The 23,837-nt window shown below is 70.8% G+C and carries 27 protein-coding genes; 11 read left to right on the forward strand and 16 right to left on the reverse strand.

Annotated features, from left to right (window positions below):
- Window positions 1–47: 47 nt before the first annotated feature.
- Window positions 48–434, forward strand: a complete 387-nt coding sequence (locus tag OHS58_RS10870) for an STAS domain-containing protein (RefSeq protein WP_326953015.1) — start codon at window positions 48–50, stop codon at window positions 432–434.
- 42 nt (window positions 435–476) lie between these two features.
- On the opposite strand, the gene OHS58_RS10875 is transcribed toward OHS58_RS10870, so the two are convergent.
- From OHS58_RS10875 to OHS58_RS10885, 3 genes are read right to left on the reverse strand one after another with little or no spacing between them, the layout of a single operon-like run.
- Window positions 477–740: a DUF4235 domain-containing protein gene (locus OHS58_RS10875; RefSeq protein ID WP_247052183.1), complete on the reverse strand. Its 264-nt coding sequence runs from the start codon at window positions 738–740 to the stop codon at window positions 477–479.
- Window positions 737–1,042: a DUF3618 domain-containing protein gene (locus OHS58_RS10880; RefSeq protein ID WP_247052182.1), complete on the reverse strand. Its 306-nt coding sequence runs from the start codon at window positions 1,040–1,042 to the stop codon at window positions 737–739. Before OHS58_RS10880 ends, OHS58_RS10875 begins: the two co-directional genes overlap by 4 nt.
- Window positions 1,039–1,452, reverse strand: a complete 414-nt coding sequence (locus OHS58_RS10885; RefSeq protein WP_326953016.1) for a phage holin family protein — start codon at window positions 1,450–1,452, stop codon at window positions 1,039–1,041. Before OHS58_RS10885 ends, OHS58_RS10880 begins: the two co-directional genes overlap by 4 nt.
- A 167-nt stretch (window positions 1,453–1,619) precedes the next feature.
- Between OHS58_RS10885 and OHS58_RS10890 the strand changes: the two genes are divergently transcribed.
- The gene (locus OHS58_RS10890) at window positions 1,620–2,459 is read left to right on the forward strand and encodes an aldo/keto reductase (protein ID WP_328648129.1); all 840 of its coding nucleotides are present in this window, start codon (window positions 1,620–1,622) and stop codon (window positions 2,457–2,459) included.
- Window positions 2,460–2,529: 70 nt separating this feature from the next.
- Window positions 2,530–2,994 carry a hypothetical protein gene (locus OHS58_RS10895; RefSeq protein ID WP_247052179.1) on the forward strand — a complete coding sequence of 155 codons (465 nt, stop codon included), beginning with the start codon at window positions 2,530–2,532 and terminating at the stop codon, window positions 2,992–2,994.
- A 55-nt stretch (window positions 2,995–3,049) separates the two neighbouring features.
- Here OHS58_RS10895 and OHS58_RS10900 read toward each other — a convergent pair whose 3' ends face one another.
- Window positions 3,050–3,856: a GAF and ANTAR domain-containing protein gene (locus OHS58_RS10900; RefSeq protein WP_328648130.1), complete on the reverse strand. Its 807-nt coding sequence runs from the start codon at window positions 3,854–3,856 to the stop codon at window positions 3,050–3,052.
- 102 nt (window positions 3,857–3,958) lie between these two features.
- Complete coding sequence (locus tag OHS58_RS10905) at window positions 3,959–4,495, reverse strand: hemerythrin domain-containing protein (protein WP_328648131.1); 537 nt, start codon at window positions 4,493–4,495, stop codon at window positions 3,959–3,961.
- A 124-nt stretch (window positions 4,496–4,619) separates the two neighbouring features.
- Between OHS58_RS10905 and OHS58_RS10910 the strand changes: the two genes are divergently transcribed.
- The gene (locus OHS58_RS10910) at window positions 4,620–6,137 is read left to right on the forward strand and encodes a CYTH and CHAD domain-containing protein (RefSeq protein WP_328648132.1); all 1,518 of its coding nucleotides are present in this window, start codon (window positions 4,620–4,622) and stop codon (window positions 6,135–6,137) included.
- 53 nt (window positions 6,138–6,190) lie between these two features.
- On the opposite strand, the gene OHS58_RS10915 is transcribed toward OHS58_RS10910, so the two are convergent.
- The 3 genes from OHS58_RS10915 to OHS58_RS10925 all read right to left on the reverse strand — a co-directional run bounded on the left by OHS58_RS10915 (window position 6,191) and on the right by OHS58_RS10925 (window position 7,817).
- Window positions 6,191–6,982, reverse strand: a complete 792-nt coding sequence (locus OHS58_RS10915) for a SigB/SigF/SigG family RNA polymerase sigma factor (RefSeq protein WP_326953021.1) — start codon at window positions 6,980–6,982, stop codon at window positions 6,191–6,193.
- The gene (locus OHS58_RS10920) at window positions 6,979–7,425 is read right to left on the reverse strand and encodes an ATP-binding protein (protein ID WP_326949959.1); all 447 of its coding nucleotides are present in this window, start codon (window positions 7,423–7,425) and stop codon (window positions 6,979–6,981) included. Before OHS58_RS10920 ends, OHS58_RS10915 begins: the two co-directional genes overlap by 4 nt.
- A gap of 62 nt (window positions 7,426–7,487) precedes the next feature.
- Complete coding sequence (locus OHS58_RS10925; protein ID WP_326949958.1) at window positions 7,488–7,817, reverse strand: plasmid stabilization protein; 330 nt, start codon at window positions 7,815–7,817, stop codon at window positions 7,488–7,490.
- A gap of 106 nt (window positions 7,818–7,923) precedes the next feature.
- On the opposite strand from OHS58_RS10925, the gene OHS58_RS10930 reads away from it, so the two are divergent.
- Window positions 7,924–8,895: a TIGR03557 family F420-dependent LLM class oxidoreductase gene (locus OHS58_RS10930; RefSeq protein ID WP_328648133.1), complete on the forward strand. Its 972-nt coding sequence runs from the start codon at window positions 7,924–7,926 to the stop codon at window positions 8,893–8,895.
- Here the strand turns inward: OHS58_RS10930 and OHS58_RS10935 are convergent.
- Window positions 8,866–9,072 (reverse strand): STAS domain-containing protein, encoded by a 207-nt coding sequence (locus tag OHS58_RS10935; protein ID WP_328648134.1) that lies wholly within the window; start codon window positions 9,070–9,072, stop codon window positions 8,866–8,868. The genes OHS58_RS10930 and OHS58_RS10935 overlap by 30 nt on opposite strands.
- Window positions 9,073–9,315: 243 nt before the next feature.
- On the opposite strand from OHS58_RS10935, the gene OHS58_RS10940 reads away from it, so the two are divergent.
- Window positions 9,316–10,047 (forward strand): GAF and ANTAR domain-containing protein, encoded by a 732-nt coding sequence (locus OHS58_RS10940; protein ID WP_326949955.1) that lies wholly within the window; start codon window positions 9,316–9,318, stop codon window positions 10,045–10,047.
- 42 nt (window positions 10,048–10,089) lie between these two features.
- Here the strand turns inward: OHS58_RS10940 and OHS58_RS10945 are convergent, their stop codons facing one another.
- Window positions 10,090–10,296, reverse strand: coding sequence for a hypothetical protein (locus OHS58_RS10945; protein ID WP_328648135.1), 207 nt, complete (start codon window positions 10,294–10,296; stop codon window positions 10,090–10,092).
- Between the two features lie 183 nt (window positions 10,297–10,479).
- On the opposite strand from OHS58_RS10945, the gene OHS58_RS10950 reads away from it, so the two are divergent.
- Both OHS58_RS10950 and ku read left to right on the forward strand, forming a co-directional pair.
- Window positions 10,480–10,677, forward strand: coding sequence for a hypothetical protein (locus OHS58_RS10950; protein ID WP_247052170.1), 198 nt, complete (start codon window positions 10,480–10,482; stop codon window positions 10,675–10,677).
- A gap of 51 nt (window positions 10,678–10,728) precedes the next feature.
- The gene (gene ku, locus OHS58_RS10955; RefSeq protein ID WP_328648136.1) at window positions 10,729–11,673 is read left to right on the forward strand and encodes a non-homologous end joining protein Ku; all 945 of its coding nucleotides are present in this window, start codon (window positions 10,729–10,731) and stop codon (window positions 11,671–11,673) included.
- A 48-nt stretch (window positions 11,674–11,721) separates the two neighbouring features.
- Here the strand turns inward: ku and OHS58_RS10960 are convergent, their stop codons facing one another.
- The gene (locus OHS58_RS10960; RefSeq protein WP_326953027.1) at window positions 11,722–12,024 is read right to left on the reverse strand and encodes a DUF3040 domain-containing protein; all 303 of its coding nucleotides are present in this window, start codon (window positions 12,022–12,024) and stop codon (window positions 11,722–11,724) included.
- 98 nt (window positions 12,025–12,122) lie between these two features.
- The gene (locus OHS58_RS10965; protein ID WP_328648137.1) at window positions 12,123–13,889 is read right to left on the reverse strand and encodes an IlvD/Edd family dehydratase; all 1,767 of its coding nucleotides are present in this window, start codon (window positions 13,887–13,889) and stop codon (window positions 12,123–12,125) included.
- Window positions 13,890–14,038: 149 nt separating this feature from the next.
- Between OHS58_RS10965 and OHS58_RS10970 the strand changes: the two genes are divergently transcribed.
- Complete coding sequence (locus OHS58_RS10970) at window positions 14,039–14,257, forward strand: hypothetical protein (RefSeq protein ID WP_328648138.1); 219 nt, start codon at window positions 14,039–14,041, stop codon at window positions 14,255–14,257.
- 54 nt (window positions 14,258–14,311) lie between these two features.
- Here OHS58_RS10970 and OHS58_RS10975 read toward each other — a convergent pair whose 3' ends face one another.
- From OHS58_RS10975 to OHS58_RS10990, 4 genes are read right to left on the reverse strand one after another with little or no spacing between them, the layout of a single operon-like run.
- Entirely contained in the window at window positions 14,312–15,733 is a 1,422-nt protein-coding gene (locus OHS58_RS10975; protein ID WP_328648139.1) for a GH1 family beta-glucosidase, read from the reverse strand.
- A gap of 2 nt (window positions 15,734–15,735) precedes the next feature.
- On the reverse strand, window positions 15,736–16,593 hold the full coding sequence (locus OHS58_RS10980) for a carbohydrate ABC transporter permease (RefSeq protein WP_326953029.1): 858 nt from the start codon (window positions 16,591–16,593) through the stop codon (window positions 15,736–15,738).
- On the reverse strand, window positions 16,590–17,579 hold the full coding sequence (locus OHS58_RS10985; RefSeq protein WP_326949949.1) for a carbohydrate ABC transporter permease: 990 nt from the start codon (window positions 17,577–17,579) through the stop codon (window positions 16,590–16,592). Before OHS58_RS10985 ends, OHS58_RS10980 begins: the two co-directional genes overlap by 4 nt.
- 4 nt (window positions 17,580–17,583) lie before the next feature.
- Window positions 17,584–18,885 carry an ABC transporter substrate-binding protein gene (locus tag OHS58_RS10990; protein ID WP_326953030.1) on the reverse strand — a complete coding sequence of 434 codons (1,302 nt, stop codon included), beginning with the start codon at window positions 18,883–18,885 and terminating at the stop codon, window positions 17,584–17,586.
- Window positions 18,886–19,134: 249 nt separating this feature from the next.
- On the opposite strand from OHS58_RS10990, the gene OHS58_RS10995 reads away from it, so the two are divergent.
- A complete protein-coding gene (locus tag OHS58_RS10995) occupies window positions 19,135–20,130 on the forward strand; it encodes a LacI family DNA-binding transcriptional regulator (RefSeq protein WP_326951552.1) in 996 nt (331 codons plus the stop codon).
- 690 nt (window positions 20,131–20,820) lie between these two features.
- Window positions 20,821–23,736 carry a glycoside hydrolase family 48 protein gene (locus OHS58_RS11000; RefSeq protein ID WP_328648140.1) on the forward strand — a complete coding sequence of 972 codons (2,916 nt, stop codon included), beginning with the start codon at window positions 20,821–20,823 and terminating at the stop codon, window positions 23,734–23,736.
- Window positions 23,737–23,837 lie beyond the last annotated feature (101 nt).

The raw sequence follows: 23,837 nt of genomic DNA on the forward strand, positions 1-23,837 counted from the left end.
AGACACGTGCTCCGGTCAGCGCCCCTGAAAGCCGCGAAGGGAGCGCCATGTACCACTTGTTCCGCACGATCGACGAAGCCGGCGGGTTGACCGTCACGACCACCGAACGCCCTGGTGGGGTCCGCGTCCTCACCCTGGTGGGAGACATCGACGCCGCCACCGTCGGCGTCCTCGACGAGGCCCTCGCCACCGGTGACCGCCTGGTCGCCGACCTGTCGCGGGTCGGCTTCCTCAGCTGCGCCGGCGTCCGGTCCCTGCTCGAGGCGGACGACCGCGTCGAACTGGCCGTCGTCGCCGGCGGGCACGCGGTCACCCGGTCGCTGGAAGTGACCGGTGCCGACCTGCTGCTGAAGCTGCACCGCCGCACGGGCGACGCGCTCGCCGCGCTGGCGGCCGTGGGCCTGCCCGCCGCGGAAGCCGGCCCGGACGCGTGAGCGCACCGGCCCGGCCGTCCACTGTGGTCGGTCTAGCCCGGCTCAGTCGTCCGGCCAGTCGCCGGTCGCCTTGCGGTAACCGACCGCGCCGGCTCGTTCGGTAGCGGCCTTGACGGCACCGAAGATCGCGCCCTGGACGGCCGCCGCGATGATCACCTGGGTCCAGGTGTAGTCGCGGTCGATGGCGTCCGGGGCGTCTTCTTCGCCGGCCGCGCGCTTCCAGACCTGCTTGAAGACCTGGCCCGCGAGGAGCCCGCCGAGAGCACCGACGCCCCAGCTGAGCGGTTTGTAGACGACCTTGTTCACGAGTTCCTCCGTCGCGCGATCAGCCGGATCACGATCACCAGGCCCAGCACGCCCGCGAAGACCGGCAGCGGGTTGCTGCGGACGGCGTCGGCGCCTTGGCGGAACTTCACCGCGGTCGGCTCGTTCGTGACGTCGGCGACCTTCAGCGTGGCCTGGTCGAGCTTGCCGTCGATGTTCTCGGTGACCCGGGTCTTCACGTCGAGCTTCTGCCCGAGCGCGTCCAGGGTCTCGGTCAGCTCTTCACGGGTGGCGTCGCGGTCGAGCCGCGCCTCTTCCGCGTTCTTCGGGAAGTCCCCGCTCATGAGTGCACTCCCTGTTTCACGGTGTCCACGTCTTCGCGGACACCGGCGATGGCTTCCTCCGGCACCGGCGGCACCGCCTGCGTGACTTCCTTCTTGCCGACCAGGGCGGCGACCCCGGCGATCAGGAACAGTGCCACGGCGACGATCAGCGCCGCCAGCCAGCCGGGGACCACGAGCGCCAGCGCGAGGATCGCGGTGGCGACCAGCGCCCCGACGCCGAACAGCGCGCACAGCCCGGCGGCGCCGAACAACCCGGCGCCGAAGCCCATTTTCTTGCCCTTGTGCTGCAGCTCGAAGACCCCGAGCCGGATTTCGTCCCGGACGAGGCGCTTGACCTCGTCGGACAGGTCCGACACCAGCTCGCCGACCGAGCGTTCGGTCGCGGGCTTCTTGTTCACTTCTTCGATCACGGAATACCTCCTGAGGCCGGGCTACCCGCGTTCCGGCGTGGATAACCACGCCGGATTTGCCCGGGTCGCCGCGCTGTCCTGCGGAAGGTCACTCGGAAGAGTGAAACCGCGGGGTGGGTACCGGCCCGTGGCGTTTCGCGTCCGGACGCCTCGGGTAGGCCGGACGCATGACCACCACGACAGCCAATGTCCCCACCGTGGAACTGAACAACGGCGTCCGGATCCCGCAGTTCGGGTTCGGGGTGTTCCAGATCCCGGCCGACGACACGGCGAGCGCCGTGCGGACGGCGCTGGACGCGGGCTACCGGCACATCGACACCGCGCAGATGTACCGGAACGAGGCGGGGGTCGGCGCGGCCATCGCGGAGTCCGGCTTGGCGCGCGAGGACGTCTTCGTCACCACGAAGCTCGCCAACGACGCCCAGGGGTACGACAACGCGATCACCGCGCTGGAGGGCAGCCTGCGGCGGCTCGGGCTCGATCACGTCGACCTGTACCTGATCCACTGGCCGCTGCCGAAGACCGGCAAGTACGTCAAGACGTGGCAGGGCTTCGAGGACATCCTGCGGGCCGGGAAGGCCCGCGCGATCGGCGTCTCGAACTTCCAGCCCGAGCACCTCGACCGGCTCGCCGAGGAGACCGGCACGGTGCCCGCGGTCAACCAGATCGAGCTGCACCCGGCGCTGCAGCAGGCGGAACTGCGCGAGTACCACCGCGCCCACGGCATCGCGACCGAGGCGTGGAGCCCGCTGGCCCGGGCCGAGGTGCTCGAGGACCCGGTGCTGACCGGGCTCGCCGAGAAGTACGACCGCACCGCGGCGCAGGTCGTCCTCCGCTGGCACATCCAGCTCGGGAACATCGTGTTCCCCAAGTCGTCGACGCCGGAGCGGATCCGGCAGAACATCGACGTCTTCGGCTTCGAGCTCGGCGAAGAGGACATGGCGGCGATCGGCGGGCTCGACGACGGCCGCCGCACGGGGCCCGACCCCGACACCTTCACCGGGTGACCGGCGCGTTTCCCTGCGCTACCCGCCGGGTACCTCTTCCGGAGAGGTCCCCCAGGAAGGAGCGTCCGGCATGAGCACGAACGCATACCTCGCGTTTCTCTTGATCGGCGCGCTGCTGGTCGTCGCGGACGGCCAGATCATCTACCGCAGCGGCCGCCGCTACCTCGAAAACTCCTACGGCGACCCGGCCGCCGGAGCCTCAATGGCCCGGCTGGTCACAGTGCTGTTCCACCTGGCGACGCTGGGTGTGCTGGCGCTCGTCTCGACCATCAACATCGGCGGTGACCTGCCCAGCATCATCGCCCGGATCGGCGTGCTGCTGCTGATCCTGGCGCTGGCCCACGCGATCACGCTCGGCGCGCTGGCCCGCATCCGCGGCGAGCAGGAGGTCGAAGCCGTCGTCCAGCGAGGCGGCCGGCAGCGGATCGAACCGGAGCAGCAGGGCCCCACGGTCACGCCGGTGACGGGCCAGGACGGCCGGTACCCGGACGTCAGCCCGTCGCTGGACCAGCGGCCGCCCTACACGGCGCCGTAAGCCCACGCCCGCACCGAAAGCGTCACTTTCACGTGAAAGTGACGCTTTCGGCGTGTCAGGGCCCGGGGACCGGCAGGTCCAGCTCGGTGTGGCGGGTCGCCAGGGTTCTGGCCAGGTCGGCCAGCTTGACGTTCAGGTCCTGCGAGGCCTTGCGCAGGACGTCGAACGCCTCGTCGGCCGTGATGCCGCGGCGCTGCATCAGGATGCCCTTCGCCTGCCCGATCACGTCACGGCTTTCGACCGCCGTGCGCAGGTGGGTCGCCTCGAGCTCGGCGGACACGACGGACTCGGTGTGGGCCAGGGCCAGGGACGCGTGCGTCGCGAGCAGCAGCGCGGAGTCGATGGCGGCGGCGTCGAACGCGCCGGGCTTGCGCGAGTAGATGTTCAGCGCGCCGGACAGCCGGGGCGGCCGGGCGTCGGGGATCAGCGTGGTCGCCAGCACCGAGTGGAAGCCGTGGGCCGCGGTGCCGGGGCCGAACGACGGCCACCGCGGGTCCCGGCCGACGTCCTGCGACCAGCCGATCGCCGGCCCGTCCGGGCAGGCGGACTCGACGCAGGGGCCCTCACCGTGCTGGTACTGCAGCTCGTCGAGCGTCAGGGCGATCGGGTCGGTCTCGACCGGGGTGTGGAACCGGCCGTCCGGGTCGCGCAGGGTGATGCTCACCAGGTCGGCGTCCGGGATGATCTCGACGGCCGCGCCGACGACCAGCTTGAGCACGCCACCGACCGTCGGGGTCGCGGCGAGCAGCGTCCGCGTCAGGTCGGCGAACTGCCGCGCCAGCGGACCGGCCTCGGCCGGGCGCGGGTCGTCCACGCCGAACCAGGTGCGCTCTCCGGCCCATTCGTCTTCGCCGACGCTCATTTCCCTCGCTGCCTTCGTCCCTCGTGATGCGGTCCTTCCCATTCAACCCGATCCCAGTGTGCACCCCGGCCGGGCCGGGCGTGATCCCCGTCGCGGGTGTCGTCAACCGGCGGCGGTGGTTCCCCCGGATGCCGGGTCGAGCGCGCCGCGGACCCGGTCGACGAACCCGGGGCCCGGCCGGAGCTGGTCGGCCTGGGGCATCCGGTCGGCCAGGCCCGGGTGCGGCAGGGTCGCTGCGGCCTCGCGGGCCTCGACCAGCGCCTGGCCGAGCTCGCCGCGGCGGTCCGGGGACCAGTCCCGCCGGATCCGCGCCACCGCTTCGGGGCCTTCGTCACGCACGTGCCGCCGGACGGTGCGGATCAGCCCGCCCAGCAGCCGCTCGAACCGCGTCTCCTGCGGCCCGGCCCCCTCCAGCTGCCGCATCAGCCCGTCCGCCTCGGCGAGATCGCCGGCCCCGTCGAGGTAGGGCTCTTCGGCGACGGTGTGGCGGACCAGCGCTCCGATGAGGTGATCGGCGAGGTCCTTGCGGTTCTCCGGGCTGCCTTGGCCGAGCTCCAGCTCGGTGCACAGCCGCTCGAGCTCCCGGTGGTCGCCGTCGAGGACGGTGGTGAGGTCGGTTGCGGGCTGGCGGTGGTTCATGCACGCTCCTGGTCCGGATTCGATTTCTTCCGGGTTACCCGCTGCCCGTGCGCCGAATCCCGTGTCGGCACCGGGCCCGCCGGGTAGCCGGTGAGGAAACCCACCGCCACCAGGAAGGACGTCCATGGCTGCGCCGTCGATGGTGATCGAGCGCGAACGCAAGTACGAGATCGTCCCGGGCAGCGGGGTGCCGCGGCTGCTCGGTGTCGCCGGGGTCGAGACGCAGGACGATCCCGTGGAGCAGGTCCTCGACGCGTCGTACTACGACACCCGGACCTTCCGGCTGGCCCACGCCGGCATCACCCTGCGCCGCCGGGTCGGCGGCCACGACGCGGGCTGGCACGTCAAGCTGCCCGTCTCGGCCGACGAGCGGCGGGAGATCCAGCTGCCGCTCGGCGGGGACGCCCACAAGGTGCCCGGCCGGCTCAAGCGCCTGGTCCGGGCCTACACGCTGGGGGAGAAGCTGGTGCCGATCGCGCACCTGCGCACCGACCGCTTCGCCCACCGCCTCGCCGACGCCGAGGGCCGGACCGTCGCCGTCCTGACCGACGACCACGTGACCGGCGAGGCCGGCGGCGAGTCCGCCCGGCTCGACGAGTGGCGGGAGCTGGAACTGGAGCTCGACCCCGGCACGGAGCCGGGCCTGCTCGCCGAGTTCGACCGGGCGCTGGCCGAGGCCGGCGCGACCGCGTCGCCGTGGCCGTCGAAGCTGCGGCGCCTGATCGGCGACCGCGTGCCCGCACCGCGCCGTGCCCGCAAGAAGCCCGCCGCCGCGGACGTCGTGCTGACGTCCCTGCGCGCGCACTTCGACGACCTGCGCCGCGCGGACGTCGGCGTCCGGCTGGACGTCGCGGACTCCGTGCACCAGATGCGCGTGGCGAGCCGGAAGCTCCGCAGCGCCCTGCGCACCTTCGGGTCCATTGTGGACGAAGAGGCGACGGCGCCGGTGGCCGCCGAGCTGAAGTGGCTCGGCCACGAGCTGGCGCCGGCCCGCGACACCGAGGTCACGCAGGACCGGCTGGGCAAGCAGCTGGACGGCGTGCCGCCGGAGCTGGTGCTCGGACCGCTGCGCCAGTACCTGACGCGCTACTTCGCGCGGGAGGAGGAGCAGGGACGGACCCGGGCGCTGGAGGCGCTGACCGGCAAGCGGTACCGGAACCTGCTGCGGGCGCTCGACGCCGTGCTGGCGGAGCCGGCGTTGACGGACAGCGGGCGCAAGCCCGCGAAGTCCGCGCTGCGCAAGCCCGTCCGCAAGGCCGCGAAGAAGCTGCGCCGCGCCCAGGCCGCGACCCGCGGGCTGAAGGGCGCAGACCTCGAGACGGCCCTGCACGACGTCCGCAAGAAGGCCAAGCGGGCCCGCTACGCCGCCGACACCGTGAAGCCGGTGTACGGGAAGAAGCTGCGCGCGTGGCGCAAGAACGTCAAGGCCGTGCAGCAGACGCTGGGCGCGCACCAGGACACCGTGGTCGGCCGGGAGGTGCTGCACCACCTCGCCGTCGACGGGCACGGCGAGGGCCAGAACACGTTCACGTTCGGGATCCTGCACGGCCAGGACGCCGCGGAGGCGGCGCGGCTGCGGGAGGAGTTCACGGGACAGTGGCGGCGGCTCCGGAGGGGCGGCCGCCCCGGCTGGCTCGGCTAGCCGTTCGCGCCGGTACCGGCGGCGGCTCGGCAGGGCCGCCGCCCGGGACGGCGTCAGGCGTCGCCGGTGAGCTTGCCGCGCAGCTGCTCCAGCGTCTGCGACAGCAGGCGGGAGACGTGCATTTGGGAGATGCCGACGCGGTCGGCGATCTGGGTCTGCGTCAGGCCGCCGAAGAAGCGCATCACGAGGATCGCGCGCTCGCGGGGCGGCAGCTCCTGCAGCAGCGGCTGGAGGGCCTCGTGGTTCTCCACCATGGCCATCTCGTGGTCCGGCTCGCCCATGGTGTCGGCCAGCGACAGCGCCTCGGCGTCGTCGTGCACCGGCTTGTCCACCGACAGCGCCTGGTAGGCGTTCCCGGCGAGCAGGCCCTCGCGGACCTCGTCGACGTCCAGGCTCAGGTGCTCGGCCAGCTCCGACGGCGTCGGCGCGCGGCCGAGGCGCTGCGACAGCGTGGCGGAACCCTGGCTGAGCGACAGGTGCAGCTCCTTGAGCCGGCGCGGCACGCGGACGGACCAGCCGGTGTCGCGGAAGTGGCGCCGGACCTCACCCATGATCGTCGGCACCGCGAAGGACAGGAAGTCGTGCCCGCGCGCCGGGTCGAAGCGGTCGACGGCGTTGATCAGCCCGATCCGGGCCACCTGGACCAGGTCCTCGCGCGGTTCCCCACGCCCGGAGAACCGGGTCGCGATGTGCTCGGCCAGCGGCAGCAGCTCGGTCACGAGCCGGCCCCGGACCACGTCGCGCCGCGGGTCGTCCGCCGCGAGCTCGCCCAGCTCCTCGAACAGCGGCTCGCAGTGGGCGTATTCGTCGGGGCGGTGGAGGAGGGTTTTGCGCTCGGCGCTCACGCGCTCGTTCCCGGGTTGAGCACCAGCTCGATCGTGATGATGCCCGCGCCCCCGCCCGGCAGGACGTCGCAGTGCGCGGTCACCGACCGGCTCAGGGTGGTCAGCACGTGCCAGCCGAACGTCCGGTCGCTGGGCGGCCGGGGGTCGGTCGACCGGGCCGAGACGACGACGTGCAGCGCGTCGGGCGTCTGCCGGAAGCGGCAGTGCAGCTGGGTGCCGAGCTCCGCGAGCTGGACCAGCTGCGCGCAGGCCTCGTCGACCGCCATCTTGGCGTCGGCGATGGCATCCAGCCCGAAGTCCGCGCGGGACACCATGCCGTGGGTGAGCATCCGGACCAGGGGGATCTGCTCGGCCATGGCGGGCAACCTGAGCTCCACCACCTCGTCGAGCAGGCCGTCGGTCGACGGCTGCCCGCCGGACGTGCCACTTCGTGTTTCTTCCATACCGGACTGTCTACCCATCTGGGGGAACCCTGACACTTCGCGATCCGGACTCGAGGACGCCGTCACCGGCCGAGGGCCCGTTCGAGCTCTTTCTTGGTCATCTTGGAGCGGCCGTCGATGTTCCGTTTCTTGGCTTCGTTGTAGAGCTGGTCCCTGGTCGGGCCGCCCGGGCCCTTGCCGTTCCCGGAGCGCTCACCGCCGCGCTCCTGCGGGGACTTGTCGTTCAGGGAGGACGGGCTCGCCTCACGCGATTCACCCGACTGGGCCCGGTTCTTGTTCACCGTGCGGGCGGCGATCTCCTTGGCCCGCTCGGTGCTCGCGCCGCGGTCTTCCTGCGCGTCCTTGATGTGCTCGTACTGACGTTCGCGCTTGCCGCTCCAGGCCTGAGGCATGACCGCTCCCTTCGATGATCGGCGGATACCCGGTCCGCGACCGGGCAAACGTCGCGGTTGATCATCAACGGGGCCGGGTAAGCGGCGCGGGACGAGAGGAGCTCCGATGCGGATCGGCTACACCCTGATGACCGAGCAGACGGGTCCGAACGACCTGGTGCGCTACGCCGCCGGCGCGGAACGAGCGGGCTTCGCGTTCGAGGTCATGAGCGACCACTATTCGCCGTGGCTGGCCGAACAGGGCCACTCGCCGTACGCCTGGAGCGTGCTGGGCGCGGTCACGCAGGTCACCGAACGCGCCGAGCTGACGACGTTCGTGACCTGCCCGACCATGCGCTACCACCCCGCGGTGGTGGCGCAGAAGGCGGCGACGATCCAGGCGCTGTCCGGCGGGCGGTTCACCCTCGGGCTCGGCGCGGGCGAGAACCTCAACGAGCACGTCGTCGGGCGCGGCTGGCCGGGCGCGAACGTCCGCCACGACATGCTCGCCGAGGCCGTCCAGATCATCGGCGGCCTCTTCGACGGCGGCTACTTCAGCTACGAGGGCAAGCACTTCCGCGTCGACTCCGCGAAGCTGTGGGACCTGCCGGAGACCCGCACGCCGATCGGCGTCGCGGTGTCCGGCGCCCAGTCGGTGCGCCGGTTCGCCCCGGTCGCCGACGCGATGATCGCCGTCGAGCCGAAGGCGGACCTGGCGCGGGAGTGGGACGCCGCCCGGCCCGGTCCGGCGTCCCGCAAGATCGCCCAGCTGCCGGTGTCGTGGGGCACCGACCGCGACGCCGCGGTGAAGCGCGCCCACGAGCAGTTCCGCTGGTTCGCCGGCGGCTGGAAGGTCAACGCCGAGCTGCCGGGCCCGGCCGGGTTCGCCGGCGCCACCCAGTTCGTCCGCGAGGACGACGTCGCCGGGTCGATCCCGTGCGGCCCGGACGTCGAGCCGATCGTGGAAGGCGTGCGCGAGTTCGCGAAGGCGGGCTTCACCGACGTCGCGCTGATCCAGATCGGCGGCGACCAGCAGGACGGCTTCCTCGACTTCGCCGAGAAGGAGCTGCTACCGGCCCTGGCGGGGGACACGGCCTAGTCGGGCGCCGGTCTGCTCGGCCCGGGTCAGCACCCGGAGGTCCGCGACGCCCAGGAAGTCCACTTCGGACAGATCGACGTCGACGCGCCGCGGGTGCGCCCGGAGCCGGTCGTCGAGCCGGGCGCCCAGGTACGGCGCGGTCGCGGTGTCGAGGTCACCCCGCACGGTGACCAGCACTTCGTGCGGGGCGGGCCGGCTGGTGCGCAGCCGTAACGCGGGGGTGCCGGGTTCGGTCCGGGGTTCGTTGCTCCGAACGGACGTGCGGCGCGCGGAGGTGGTGACCGCTTGTGCCCGCCGCTGCGGGGATGCAGTAATCTCGCGCTGGACCCGTTAAAGCGCTAGCGGCCCACTGTGGCGCGCGCCCGGGTCCTCCCTGGTCTTAGAGCGCCCTTAGCACAAGAAGTAAGGGGCGTCACCAGGATGACGGGCGGGCATGAACAGCTCACCGCGCGGCTCGACGATGTGACGGTCGCGATGGAGTCGCTGACCGCGATGCTCGACACCGAGCTGGATCTGGGCCAGATGCTGCAGGCCGTCTGCGACCACGCCGTGCAGGTGGTGCCGGGGGCCGACATGGCGAGCATCACCCTGGTCCGGGACGGGGAACCGGAGACGGTCGCCAGCACCGACCAGCGGGCCGTCAACTTCGACCGCGAGCAGTACCGCATCGGGGACGGACCGTGCCTGCGCGCCGCCGAAACCGGGCAGCCGGTGCGGGTCGGCGTCGGCGCGGTCGGCGATCTGTGGCCGCAGTTCGTGACGAAGGCCGAGCAGCTGGGCGTCGCGAGTTTCCTCGCCGCACCGCTGACGGTGGACGACGACATGTCCGGCGCGGTCAACCTGTTCGGGTTCGGCGAGCACGGGTTCAGCGAGCTGGGCACGAAGATCCTCGAGCTGTACACCGCGACGGTGGTCCTCGGGCTGCGCAGCGCGCGCCGCTACTTCGCGGCGCAGGAGCTGATCGAACAGCTCAACCGCGCGCTGGAGACGCGCGCGGTGATCGAGCAGGCCAAGGGGATCCTGATGGCGGCGCACCGGATCACGGCGGAGGACGCGTTCCAGCGCCTGGTCAAGCGCTCCCAGGACGGCAACCGCAAGCTCCACGAGGTGGCCGCCGAGTTCGTCGCGGCGGTGGCGACGACGAGCAGCTGAGGCGTCCGCGCCGGCCTCCTTCGCGACGCCGGCGCGGACCCGTCAGGTCGCCGGGACCTCGTCCGGGGGCGCGTCGGCCTGGGGCACCGGGTCCGGCTGCCGGCTGCGCGTGCACGTCGTGCAGACCAGGGTGCGGCCGAGCACCCGGCCGTCGTCGGCGACGACCTGCGCGACGTGCATCGTGGGGAAGCCGCAGACCTCGCAGGGCAGCGAGCCGTCCTCGCGGCTGATGCGGATCTGAGTGCCCATGCGGCCTCCTGGTGTGACGTGGGTCTCACCTACCTTGCCGGGTCCGGCGCCGGAACCGGGTGATTTCACTCGTTCGGCGCAATGATCGGTGTCTCCGGCGTCCGGTCCGGTGACTCCTGTGTTCCGTCCGGTGATGCGGGGTAGCCGGGCTGGGGAAGGAACCGGGGAAAAGGGGAGCACGGGATGAGGGACAAGCGGAACGATCTGCGGCCGGTGGTCGACCTGCTGGTCGACGGCGAGGACACGCCGGAGCGGCAGCGGCTGCGCCGGAAGGCGGCGCTGGCCGTCGCGGCGGGGGCCAAGGACGCCGACGACTGCGCGTTGCTGCTCGAGATGCTGGGCCTGCACCGCGGCGACAGCAAGAGCACCGAGGTGGCCTGAGCGGTTTCGCGACGCCCGTGCGCGGGTATCGGAGGCGCTGAGGAGGTCGTCATGGCCAGACCGGTATGGAGTGGTGCGCTGAGCCTGGGGCTGGTCACCGTTCCGGTGGAGCTGTACCCCGCGGTGGCGGACCACACGATCCACTTCCACCAGTTCGAACGCGGGACGTCCGACCGGATCCGCAACCGCAAGGTCAACGAGCGGACCGGCGACGAGGTCACCCGGGACGAGATCGTCAAGGGCTACGACGTCGGCGGCGGCGACCACGTGCTCGTCGAGCCGGACGAGCTGGACGAGATCGCGCCCGAGCGGTCGCGGCGGATCGACATCGAGCAGTTCGTCGAGCTCGACGAGATCGACCCGTGGTTCTACGACCGGACGTACTGGCTGAAGCCGGCGAAGGAGGACTTCGCCAAGGCGTACGGCCTGCTGCTGCAGGCGATGGACCGCAGCGAGAAGGCCGGCGTCGCGAAGTTCGTGCTGCGCGGCAAGGAGTACCTCTGCGCGGTCCGCGCGGGCGAGGACGTGATGGTCCTCAACACGCTGCACTTCGTCGCGGACCTCCGGAAACCGAAGGACGTCATGGGCGCGCTGCCCAAGGTGCCCAAGGCCCGGCCGAAGGAGCTCGACATGGCGCTGTCGCTGGTCGACGAGATGACCGCGCCGTGGCGCCCGGAGGACTTCCGCGACGAGTACTCCGAGCGCGTCGAGGAGCTGATCAAGGCCAAGGAGTCCGGCAAGGAGATCGCCCACGAGGCGGAGCCGGAGCAGTCGGCCGACGTCGTCGACCTGTTCGAGGCCCTTTCGCGCAGCGTGAAGAGCCGCAAGGGCGGCGGCAAGCCGGCGACGAAGGGCAAGAAGAAGCCCGCGAAGAAGCAGCCCGATCTGGGGGAGCTGTCCAAGACCGAGCTGGACAAGCTGGCGCGGGAGAAGAACGTGAAGGGCCGGTCGAAGATGTCGCGGACCCAGCTGGAGAAGGCGCTCAAGGCGTCCTGACGAGAACCGCCTCGGTGGTCCGGGACCACCGAGGCGGGGAAACGCGCTTCAGTGGGCGGCGGGCTCGGCGTCGCCGGTGGTGGTCTTGCGGGTCGTCTCCGAACGGGCGATGTGCCACGCCACCAGCGCGCCCGCGCTGACCGTGCCCCAGAGCACCAGCGAGGCGTCCCGGGCGAACAGGCCGACGACGAGCATCACCACCGCCGTGATGTCGCACAGGATGAGCAGGAGGCTCCAGCGCCGGGCTTGCCGCATGTCGCGACCGCTGAACACGTCGGCGAGCGTGGGGTCGCTCGCCAGCAGTTCCGCCTCGATCTCGCGAAGGGCATGGCGTTCACGGTCCGGCAGCATCGGGGGTCCTCCTCGGCCTCGGCTTATCCCACAGGTACCCCCGCGACGCTGCTTCCAAGCAGCGCTTTCGGGGAACGTGCCGCACTCGGGCACTACCGTCAGTGGTTGTCACGGGGGATCCCCTTTGTCGCGGCCACCCGTTGGTAGGCCACGGCCGGGCGCAGCACCATGCCGTCGCAGAGCTGGTCGACCATCGAGCGCTGGATCTCCTGCCACGGCGTCTGCGATTCGGGCACCCGGTACCCGCCCGCTTCTTCGAGTTCCTTGTGCCGGAGCGCGAGCTCGTCGTCGGTGATCAGGACGTCCGCGGTGCCCGCCGTGAGGTCGATGCGCACCCGGTCGCCCGTCCGCAGCACGGCGAGCCCGCCGCCCGCCGCGGCTTCGGGGGAGGCGTTGAGGATCGACGGTGAGCCGGAGGTGCCGGACTGGCGGCCGTCGCCGAGGCACGGCAGCTCGTGCACGCCGCGCTTGATCAGCTCGGCCGGTGGGCGCATGTTGACCACCTCGGCCGAGCCCGGGTAACCGAGCGGGCCGGTCCCGCGCATGACGAGCAGCGACTCCTCGTCGACGCCGAGGTCCGGGTCGTCGATGCGGGCGTGGTAGTCCTCGGGGCCGTCGAACACGACCGCGGTGCCCTCGTACACCCCGCCGGCCAGGTAGCGGCGCCGGAACTCCGGCGAGATCACGCTGGACTTCATGATCGCGGCGTCGAACAGGTTGCCGTGCAGCACGAGGAAGCCCGCGTCGGTCACCAGCGCGGTGTCGAACGTCCGGATGACGTCGCGGTCGCCCGCCTCGGCGTCGCGGCAGTTGTCGCCGAGCGTGCGGCCGTTGACCGTGGGCGCGTCCTCGTGGATCAGCCCGTGCCGCATCAGCTCGTGCACCACGGCCGGCACCCCGCCGGCGCGGTGGAACTCCTCGCCGAGGTACTTGCCGGCCGGCTGCAGGTCGACCAGCAGCGGCACGGCGTGCCCGAGCCGCTGCCAGGCGGTCAGCGGCAGGTCGACGCCGATGTGCCGGGCGATCGCGGAGAGGTGGATCGGCGCGTTGGTGGACCCGCCGATGGCCGAGCTGACGACGATGGCGTTCTCGAACGCCGCCCGCGTCAGGATGTCCGACGGCTTCAGGTCTTCCCGCACCAGCTCGACGACCCGCAGCCCGGTGCGGTAGGCCATCCGCGCCCGGTCGCGGTGCGGCGCCGGGATGGCCGCACAGCCGGGCAGGCTCATCCCGAGCGCCTCGGCGAGCGCGTTCATCGTCGAGGCCGTGCCCATCGTGTTGCAGTGCCCGGGCGACGGCGCCGACGACGCGACCAGCTCCATGAACCCGGCGTCGTCGATCTCCCCGGCGGCCAGCAGCTCGCGCGCCTTCCAGACGATGGTTCCCGACCCGGTGCGCTCGCCGTTGTGCCAGCCGTTGAGCATCGGCCCGCCGGACAGCACGATGGCGGGGATGTCCACGGTCGCGGCGGCCATCAGGCACGCCGGCGTCGTCTTGTCACAGCCGGTGGTCAGCACGACGCCGTCGATGGGGTAGCCGTAGAGCGTCTCGACGAGCCCGAGGTAGGCGAGGTTCCGATCCAGCGCGGCGGTCGGGCGCTTGCCGGTCTCCTGGATGGGGTGCACCGGGAACTCGATCGCGATCCCGCCGGCCTCACGGATCCCTTCGCGCGTCCGATCGGCCAGCTGCAGGTGGTGCCGGTTGCACGGCGTGAGGTCGGAGCCGGTCTGCGCGATCCCGATGATCGGCTTCCCGGACTGCAGCTCTTCCCTGGTCAGGCCCCAGTTCATGTACCGCTCGAGGTAGAGCGCGGTCATCCCGGGGTCGTCGGGGTTGTTGAACCAAGCTTCGCTGCGCAGTCCCATACCAGCCAGTCTGTCACTCGCGCGCCTCGACGCGGTCGCGTGAACGCCGTGAGGGGCACCTTCAGGGCTTATACGTCCCTGAGGGTGCCCCTCACGACCTTTCGGCGAGCCTCCGCGTGGTTCGGCGCGGAGGTGCCGGCATCGGGGGCATGGAGACCGTCGCCGATCCGCAGGCCGCCGTGATCCACGTCGCCGAGCTGATGAAGCAGCTGCGTGAGCACCACCCGCTGGCGCACGTCGTGACGCCGCCCGTCGGGTTCGGCGAGCTGCTCGACGGCGTCCACGCCTGCCTGCCCGCCGGCTTCGCCCACGCCGACCTGCTGGTCTCTTCGGCGCGGAACTCGCTCGGCGACTTCTACGGTGGATAGCCGTGAGGGGCACCTTCATGGCGTTTATGTCCATGGGGGTGCCCCTCATGGACTTCAGCCCAGGCCGTTGAGGCCGATCACCCGCGAGTACCAGTGGGCGCTGCGCTTCGGTGTCCGCGTCTGCGTCTCGTAGTCGACGTGGACCAGGCCGAACCGCTTGGCGTAGCCCTCCGCCCACTCGAAGTTGTCCAGCAGCGACCAGTAGAAGTAGCCCCGCAGGTCGACGCCGGCCGCCAAGGCTTCGTGGGCTGCGCGCAGGTGGGAGTCCAGGAACGCGATGCGGTCCGTGTCGACGATCTCGCCGCCGTCGGAGACGACGTCCGGGTAGGCCGCGCCGTTCTCCGTGATGTACAGCGGGATCTGGCGGTAGCCCCGGTGGACCTGCAGCAGCGACTCCGTCAGCCCGGCCGGCTGGACCTCCCAGCCGGAGTCCGTGCGGGGCGCGGCCGGGTCCGGCACGAAGTGGACGTCGCCCGCGCCGACCCACTCCGGGCCCGCGGGCTCGCTGCCCGGCACCGGGCGGCCCGCGACGCGGTAGTCGCGGTAGTAGTTCACGCCGAGCCAGTCGACGTGCGCCGCGATGACCGCGCTGTCCTCCGGCCGCACGACCTCGCCGAGCCCGAACGGCGCGAGGTCCTCGACCAGGTCGTCCGGGTAGCCGCCGCGCAGCACCGGGTCCAGGAACAGCCGGTTCTGCAGGCCGTCGATCCGCCGGGCCGCCGAGACGTCGCTCGCGTCCGCCGGGTCGTGCGCGGCGACCGGGTACAGGTTGAGCGTGATCCCGGCCGGGACACCCGGCGCGTGCCGCCGGATGAGGTCCATCGCCAGCCCGTGCCCCAGCAGCAGGTGGTGCGTGGCGGCGACGGCGGCGGTGTGGTCGGTGCGGCCCGGCGCGTGGATGCCGCCCGCGTAGCCGAGCATCGCCGCGCACCACGGCTCGTTGAGCGTCGACCAGCTGGCGACGCGGTCGCCGAGGCGGGCCAGCACGGTCTCGGCGTACTCGGCGAAGCGGTACGCGGTGTCCCGCGACGTCCAGCCGCCACGGTCTTCCAGCGCCTGCGGCAGGTCCCAGTGGTAGAGCGTCGCCCACGGCTCGATCCCGGCCTCGAGGAGCCGGTCGACGAGCCGGTCGTAGAAGGCGAGCCCGGCGGCGTTGGCGGCGCCGCCGTCGGGCCGCACACGCGGCCAGGCCAGCGAGAACCGGTAGGCGCCCAGGCCCAGGCGGCGCATCAGGTCGACGTCCTCGCCGTAGCGGCGGTAGTGGTCGGCCGCCGGGTCCCCGGTGTCGCCGCCCACGACCGCACCCGGACGGCGCGCGAAGACGTCCCAGACCGAGTCGGTGCGCCCGTCGGCCGTGGTCGCCCCTTCCACCTGGAACGCCGCGGTGGCGGCGCCCCAGACGAAGGCGGGCGGGAACATCAACGCGGTCTCCGCCCGAACGTTTTCCGCCCGAACGCTGTCGGGATGTACGGACATGTTCACCCTTTCACGGCACCTTGCATGATCCCGGCCACGATCTGGCGGCCGAGGAGGAGGAAGACGATGAGGATCGGGATGGTGGCCAGGGTCGTGCCGGCCAGCACCAGCGAATAGTCGACGTAGTAACCGCTCTGCAGCTTCTCCAGCGCCACCTGGACGGTCGGGTTGCCCGCGTCCAGGACCACCAGCGGCCACAGGAAGTCGTTCCAGGACGTCATGAACGTGAACATCGCCAGGATCGCCGCCGCCGGGCGCACCGCGGGCAGGCAGACGTTCCAGAAGATCCGGATCATGCTGCAGCCGTCGACGCGCGCGGCCTCGATCAGCTCGTACGGCAGCGCGTCCACGGTGTACTGCCGCATCCAGAACACGCCGAACGCGGTGACCAGGTTGGGCACGATCACCGACTGCAGCCCACCGGCCCAGCCCAGCTTCGACATGGCGATGAACAGCGGGATGATGCCGAGCTGGGTGGGCACGGCCAGGGTGATGACGATGAACACGAACAGCCCGTTGCGGCCGCGGAACCGGAGCTTCGCGAAGGCGAACCCGGCCAGCGAGGAGAACAGCACCGTGGTGAGCGTGACCGTGCCGGACACGATGACGCTGTTGGCCAGCGCCTTCCAGAACGGCACGGTGTCGAACACCCGGGCCGCGTTGGCGAAGAAGTTCCCGCCGGGGAAGAACGGCGGGATGCGCTCGGTGAGCATCCCGTTGTCACGGCTGGCGACCAGGAACGACCAGTAGAACGGGAACAGCGAGCCGAGCACGAAGATGGCGAGCACCCAGTAGGTCGCCTTGCGCGGCTTGCCGAGCGTCGCGACGCTCTTGCGGAGTCCACTGTGGATGGTGGTCATCTCTTCTTCACCGCCGGGGTGCGGGCCAGCCGGCCGGTGAGGAAGAAGTTCACCAGCGCGATGAGCACGATGATCAGGAACAGCACCCAGGCGATCGCCGAGGCGTACCCGAGGTTGAAGTTCTCGAACGCGGATTGGTACAGGTAGAGCGTCACGGTCTGGAACTGGTTGGTGGAACCGCCGTTGTTCGACCCGGGCATGGCGTCGAACAGCTTGGGCTCGGTGAAGATCTGCAGCCCGCCGATCGTGGAGGTGATGGTGACGAAGATCAGCGTCGGCTTCAGCAGCGGCAGCGTGACGGCGGTGAACCGCCGCCACATCCCCGCGCCGTCGATCAGCGCGGCCTCGTGCAGTTCCTTCGGGATGGCCTGCATCGCGGCCAGCACGATCAGCGCGTTGTAGCCGGTCCAGCGCCAGTTCACCATGATCGCGATCGCGACGTGGCTGCCGAAGCGGCTGGCCTGCCAGTCGACCGGGTCGAGGCCGATCGTCTGCAGCACGCCGTTGATCAGCCCGTACTTCGGGCCGAACAGGTTGGCGAAGATGATGCCGATCGCGACGAGGCTGGCCGCGTACGGCAGCAGGATGCCGACGCGCCAGCCGGTCGCGCCGCGCAGCCGGCCGCCGAGCAGCGCCGCGAGCGCCATCGCGATGATCAGCTGCGGGATGCTGGAGAGCAGGAAGATGCTGACGGTGTTGGCCAGCGCGTTCCAGAACTGCCCGTCGGCGAACAGCTCCTTGTAGTTGTCGATGCCGATGAAGTCCGGGTTGTCGTCCCCGGCCTTCCACTTGAACAGCGACACGTACGCGGTGTAGAGCAGCGGGAACAGCCCGACGACACCGAAGACGATGAAGAACGGTGCGACGTAGAGGTACGGCGATGCCTTGACGTCCCACCGGCTCAGCTTGTGCCGGAAGGTGGGCCGGGGAGACGTGCGCTCCCCGGCCTTGCTCCTTTCCGGCGCGATCTTGTCGATGACGGTCATGAGGTCAGCGCGTGATCTTCTTCGCCGCGTCGACCAGTTGCTGCCAGCCGTCCGCCGCCGGCTTGCCCTGCTCGACCGCCTGCAGCGCGGGGCTCGACGCGTTCTCCTGGATCTGGCCGTCGCCGGGGCCCTTGTACTGCGGCTTCTGGACCTTCTTGGCCTGCTCGGCGAACAGCTCGCCGACCTTGGCGTCACCGAAGTAGGCGTCGGTCTGGCTCAGCAGCGCGGGGTCCGAGAGCGCCTTGACCTGGCTCGGGAAGGTGCCTTTGGCCTGGAACGCCTTGATCTGCTGCTCCGGCGCCGTCAGCCAGGACGCGAGCTCGGCGGCCTCCTTCGGGTGCTTCGACTGCGTCGGCACGGTCAGGTACGACCCGCCCCAGTTGCCGCCGCCACCGGGGAAGGCCGCGGTGACCGCCCACTTGCCGGCGTTCTCCGGGCCGGCCTGCTCCTTGATCACGCCGAGCATCCACGCCGGGCAGACCTTCGTGGCGAACGCGCCCTGCTTGAAGCCGGAGTTCCACTCGTTGCTGAACGCCGTCAGCTTGGCCGACTCGCCCTTGGCGACGGCGTCGGTGACCTTGGTCCAGGCGTCCTTGATGCCCTGGTTGCCCTCGACGGCGAGCTTGTCGTCGCTGCCGATGTAGCCCTGCGGGAGCTGGTTGACCATCGCGTTGAAGTTCTGCGCGGCGGAGTCGAACCAGGCCTTGCCCTTGCTCTTGCCCACGTAGTCGGCGCCGGCGGCGAAGTAGCTGTCCCAGGTGGCGAACAGCGGCTTGACCTGCTCGGGGTCGGTCGGCAGGCCGGCCGCGGCGAACATGTCCTTGCGGTAGCACATGGCGAGCGGCCCGATGTCCGTGCCGTAGCCGATGACCTTGCCGTCCTTGGTCTTCGCGGCGTCGTACTTCCAGCCGAGCCAGCGGTCGGGGGAGGCGTCGGCGGGGCCGATCTTGCTCAGGTCGTTGAACTTCGAGCCCTTGTCGAGGACGTCGGACAGGTGACCCTCCTCGACCGCCGTGACGTCGGCGAGGCCCGAGCCCGCGGCCAGCTTGGTGATCAGGTCCTGGTGGTAGGGCCCGCCCTGGCCGGTCTTGCGGTGGGTGATCTTGATGTTGGGGTGCAGCCGCTCGTACTCCGGGATGAGTGCCTCGTAGCCGAACTCGGTGAACGTCGCCAGCGTCAGGTCGACGTGTTCGTTCGGGCCCGCCGCGGCCGGCGTCTCGTCACCGCCGCCGCCGCAGGCCGTGGCGCCGAGCGCCGTCATCGTGATGCCCAGTGCGAGGACCAGGCCGTTCCGGATCGTTCTCACGTGTTCAACCACCTTGTTGACGGGAATGAGCGCTCTCACTGCTGGGAGCCGTTCTGGGAGCGCTCCCAGGTGTCGCAGAGTCTGCTTGGGGCCTCCAGCGGTGTCAAGGGGCTGTAACCGGAGCGTTTCCTGCGAGGAGCGCTCCCGGACCCTGGGACGCGCGGGCGATAAGCTGGGGGCGTCCGGGTGGATGTGGTGAGCGAGGGCGGTGCCGTGGGGCCTCGAGCAGGGGATGAAGAGCGGCCGACGCTGGAGGACGTCGCGGCGTTCGCCGGCGTGTCGCGGTCGACGGCGTCGCGGGCGCTGAACGACGACGCGTACGTCAGCGCAGCGGCGCGGGAGAAGGTCCAGGCCGCGGCCCGTGACCTGGGCTATTCCCCGAACCAGGCGGCCCGTTCGCTGGTCACCCGGCGGACCGGGGCGATCGCGGTGGTGCTCTCGGAGCCGGAGGCCCGGCTGCTCGACGACCCGTACCGCACGGCCGTCATGCGCGCCGGCTACCGCGAGCTCGCCGACATCGGCCGGCAGATGGTGCTGATCTTCAGCGACACCCGCGAGGACCTGAGCAAGACCGTCCGGTTCCTTGAAGGCGGCCACGTCGACGGCGCGCTGGTCTTCGCGCCGCACCGGGCCGACCCGCTGCCCAAGGCGCTGCGGCTGCTGCGCATCCCGGTGGTGTTCGGCGGCCAGGCGGCGGGCATCCGCCGCGGCGTCCACGTCGTCGACTTCGACAACGAGGGCGGCGCGCGCTTGGCCGTGGAACACCTGGTCGCGTCCGGCCGTCGCAAGATCGGCACGATCGCCGGCCCCCAGGACCAGAGCGCCGCGATCGACCGGCTGGCCGGCTGGCGCAAGACCCTGCTCGACGCCGGCCTCGATCCCGTCGACCTGGCCGCGGAGGCCGACTTCACCCTCTCGGGCGGCGCGAACGCGATGTCCGCGCTGCTCGCCCGCCACCCGGACCTCGACGCCGTCTTCGTCGCGAGCGACATGATGGCGGTGGGCGCGTTGCGCACGCTGGACGCGGCCGGCCGCCGCATCCCGGCCGACGTCGCGGTGGTCAGCTTCGACGACAACGCCACCCTCGCCCCGGCCATGGACCCGCCCCTGACGTCCGTGCACCAGGACCCGCGCGAGCAGGTCCACGCCATGGTCGAGACCATGCTCCAGCTCCTCGACGACCAGGCTTTGAAGCCCCGCCAGCAGGTCCTCCCGGTCTCCCTGGCCATCCGCGGCTCCAGCTGACCAACCCGTGTCGTCCAGGCACGCAACCCGACCCTGCAGGTACGCGACCCGACTCCTGGGGTACGCGAGCCGACCCTCCAGGTACGCGTGCCGACCCCCTGGGTACGTGTGCCGCCTGCCCGCAGCGCCGTGTCGTCCCTTCGATCACGCGTGTCGACCTCCTGATCACGGGTGATGCCTCCCCAATCACGGGTGATGCCCCGCTGATCACGGGTGATGCCCCTTCCCGCACGGCCGGAAGGGGCGAACTCGCGTGCCTGGACGGTCGGTTCGCGTGTCTGGAGGGTCGGCTCACGTGTCTGGAGGGTCGACACGCGTGATCCGGGGGACGACACGACGCACCGGGACCGACGACACGCGCAGCGGGGAGGACGACACGGTGGCGAGTAGTGGGCCGTGGAGCCTGGGAGCGCTCCTAGTCCAGGTGTACGCCTTTGGCGCAAGCCGGCGGCCGAAACGCACGGCGGGTGACCGGGCGGCTGGGCCGGTCGGGTGACGGTGTGACGAACGGGTGGGGCCGTTCAGGAGTGTTCAGCGGGCTGACTACTCGCGGGTCGGCAACGTCGAGGCCGTCGATGACGGTGTGCTTCTGACTCGATTCTTTACAGGGGTGTTTCCCGCTGGCTACCGTCTGCGCCTGGAAGCGCTCCCAGATCGCTGGCTCCCTACGGACAAAGGAGTTCCGCAGCCATGCGTTCCCCTCATCCCATCCAGGCCGGCGTACTGCCGCTGGTCGCGAGTTCGGTGGTCTTGGCCGCCCTGCTCGTCCCCGTGCCACCGGCGCTCGCCGCCGACGTGGCCTGCTCCGTCACCTACACCACCAACGACTGGGACACCGGGTTCACGGCCAGCGTTTCACTGCGGAACGACGGCGCCGCGCTCGACAGCTGGCAGGTCGGCTGGACGTTCCCCGACGGCCAGAAGGTCCAGCAAGGCTGGAGCGCCACCTTCGCCCAGACCGGCGCCGCGGTCACGGCGACGAACCTCTCCTACAACGGCCACCTCGGGACGGGGGCCAGCACCTCCTTCGGCTTCAACGGCACCAAGGGGTCCGCCAACCGGCCGCCGACGGACTTCTCCGTCAACGGCTCCGCGTGCACCGGTGCCAACAAGGCCCCGACCGTCAGCCTGACGTCGCCGACGTCGACCGGCACCTACTACGCCCCGGCCACGATCCCGCTCGCCGCGACCGCGGCCGACACCGACGGCACCGTGGGCAAGGTCGAGTTCTACGCCGGGGACACGCTGCTGGCCACCGACACGGCCGCGCCGTTCGAGGGTAGCTGGGGCAACGTCCCCGCCGGCACCTACTCGATCACGGCCAAGGCCTACGACAACAAGAACGCCTCCACCACGTCGAACCCGGTCAGCGTCAAGGTGCTCTCCGGCCCGACGGTCGTCGCCGCCCCGGCGACCGCGCAGGTCAAGCAGGGCGGCACGACGACCTTCGGCGTCACCCTCGCCGGCGCCCCGACGAGCTCCGTCACTGTAGCGATCGCCAAGACCGGCAGTTCCGACCTGACGGCCACCCCCACGAGCCTCACCTTCACCCCGGCGAACTGGAACGTCGCACAGAACGTCACCGTGAAGAGTGCCGACAACGGCGGAGCGCTCGGCAGCGCGACCTTCACCGCGACCGGCACCGGCTACACCGCGGCGACAGTGACGGTCACCGAGATCTCGGCGTCCACATCGGACTACCAGGTCGAGTTCCTCAAGCAGTACAACAAGATCAAGGACCCGAACAACGGCTACTTCCGCAAGTTCGGGAACATCCTGGTGCCCTACCACTCCATCGAGACGCTGATGGTGGAAGCGCCGGACTACGGCCACGAGACGACGTCGGAGGCGTTCAGCTACTACCTCTGGCTCGAGGCCTCCTACGGTCAGATCACCGGGGACTGGACGCCGTTCAACGCGGCGTGGACGTCGATCGAGACCTACGCGATCCCGTCCGCGGCCGACCAGCCGGGCAACTCCGGCTACAACGCGAGCAAGCCGGCCACCTATGCGGCGGAGTACCCGAGCCCGAAGTCCTACCCCTCGCAGCTGCAGACCGGCGTGGCCGTCGGCAGTGACCCGATCGCGGCCGAGCTGAAGGCCGCATACGGCTCGCCGGACGTCTACGGCATGCACTGGCTGCTCGACGTCGACAACATCTACAAGTTCGGCCACTGCGAGGACGGCACGAACACCGCGCCGGCGTTCATCAACACCTTCCAGCGCGGTTCGCAGGAGTCGGTCTGGGAGACGGTCACCCAGCCCAGCTGTGACGTCCTGAAGTTCGGCGGCAAGAACGGTTACCTCGACCTGTTCACCGGCGACTCGTCGTACGCGAAGCAGTGGAAGTACACCGACGCGCCCGACGCGGACGCCCGCGCTGTGCAGGTGGCGTTCCAGGCCGAGAAGTGGGCCGCCGCGCAGGGCAAGGGCTCGGACGTCGCGGCCGTCGTGAAGAAGGCGTCGAAGATGGGCGACTACCTCCGGTACTCGCTGTTCGACAAGTACTTCAAGAAGATCGGCAACTGCGTCAACCCGAGTAGCTGCCCCGCGGGCAGCGGCAAGGACAGCGAGCACTACCTCATCTCCTGGTACTACGCCTGGGGCGGGTCGATGGACTCCTCCAGCGCGTGGGCGTGGCGCATCGGTGACGGAGCGGCCCACCAGGGCTACCAGAACCCCCTGGCCGCGTACGCGCTTTCGGCGGACCCGGGCCTGAAGGTGACGTCGGCGACCGGCGCGAGCGACTGGGCGACCAGCCTCGGCCGGCAGATGGAGTTCCTGCAGTGGCTCCAGTCGTCCGAAGGCGGCCTCGCCGGCGGCGCGACGAACAGCTGGGAAGGCCAGTACGGCACGCCGCCGTCGGGCACGCCGACGTTCTACGGCATGTTCTACGACCAGCAGCCGGTCTGGCACGACCCGCCGAGCAACCAGTGGTTCGGCTTCCAGACCTGGGGCATGGAACGCATCGCCGAGTACTACCAGGCCACCAAGGACGCCCGGGCCAAGAAGATCCTCGACAAGTGGGTCCCGTGGGCCATCGCGGGCACCACGGTCGGCGCCGGCGGGAGCTTCCAGGTCCCGTCCGACCTGACCTGGAGCGGCGCGCCGGACACCTGGAACGCCACCAGCCCGGGCGGCAACACCGGCCTGCACGTCACGGTGAAGAACTACAGCACCGACGTCGGCGTCGCGGCTTCGCTGTCGAAGACGTTGCTCTACTACGCGTCCGGCTCGGGCAACGCCCAGGCCAAGACGGTGGGGGAGCAGCTGCTGACGGCGCTGTCGGCGAACGCGGACACCCAGGGCATCGCGGTGCCGGAGACCCGGACGGACTACAACCGGTTCGACGACGCCTACAACGCCACCACGGACCAGGGGCCCTACGTCCCGACGGGCTGGACCGGGACCATGCCGAACGGCGACCCGATCAACGCCTCCTCGACGTTCACCTCGATGCGGTCCTTCTACAAGAACGACCCGCAGTGGCCGAAGGTCCAGTCCTACCTGGACGGTGGCGCCGCGCCGACGTTCACCTACCACCGGTTCTGGGCGCAGTCGGAGATCGCCACGGCGTTCGCCGCCCACGTCGCCCTGTTCGGCTGAAAGGCACTCGATGAAGCGACTGCTCGCACTCGCGGTCGCCGCACTGGTCGGGGGCGCCGTTCTCACGGCGTCCCCGGCCACCGCGGCCCCCGCCCCGGCAC

Source organism: Amycolatopsis sp. NBC_00348 (genome assembly GCF_036114655.1).
In the GTDB taxonomy this organism is placed as follows: Bacteria; Actinomycetota; Actinomycetes; order Mycobacteriales; family Pseudonocardiaceae; genus Amycolatopsis.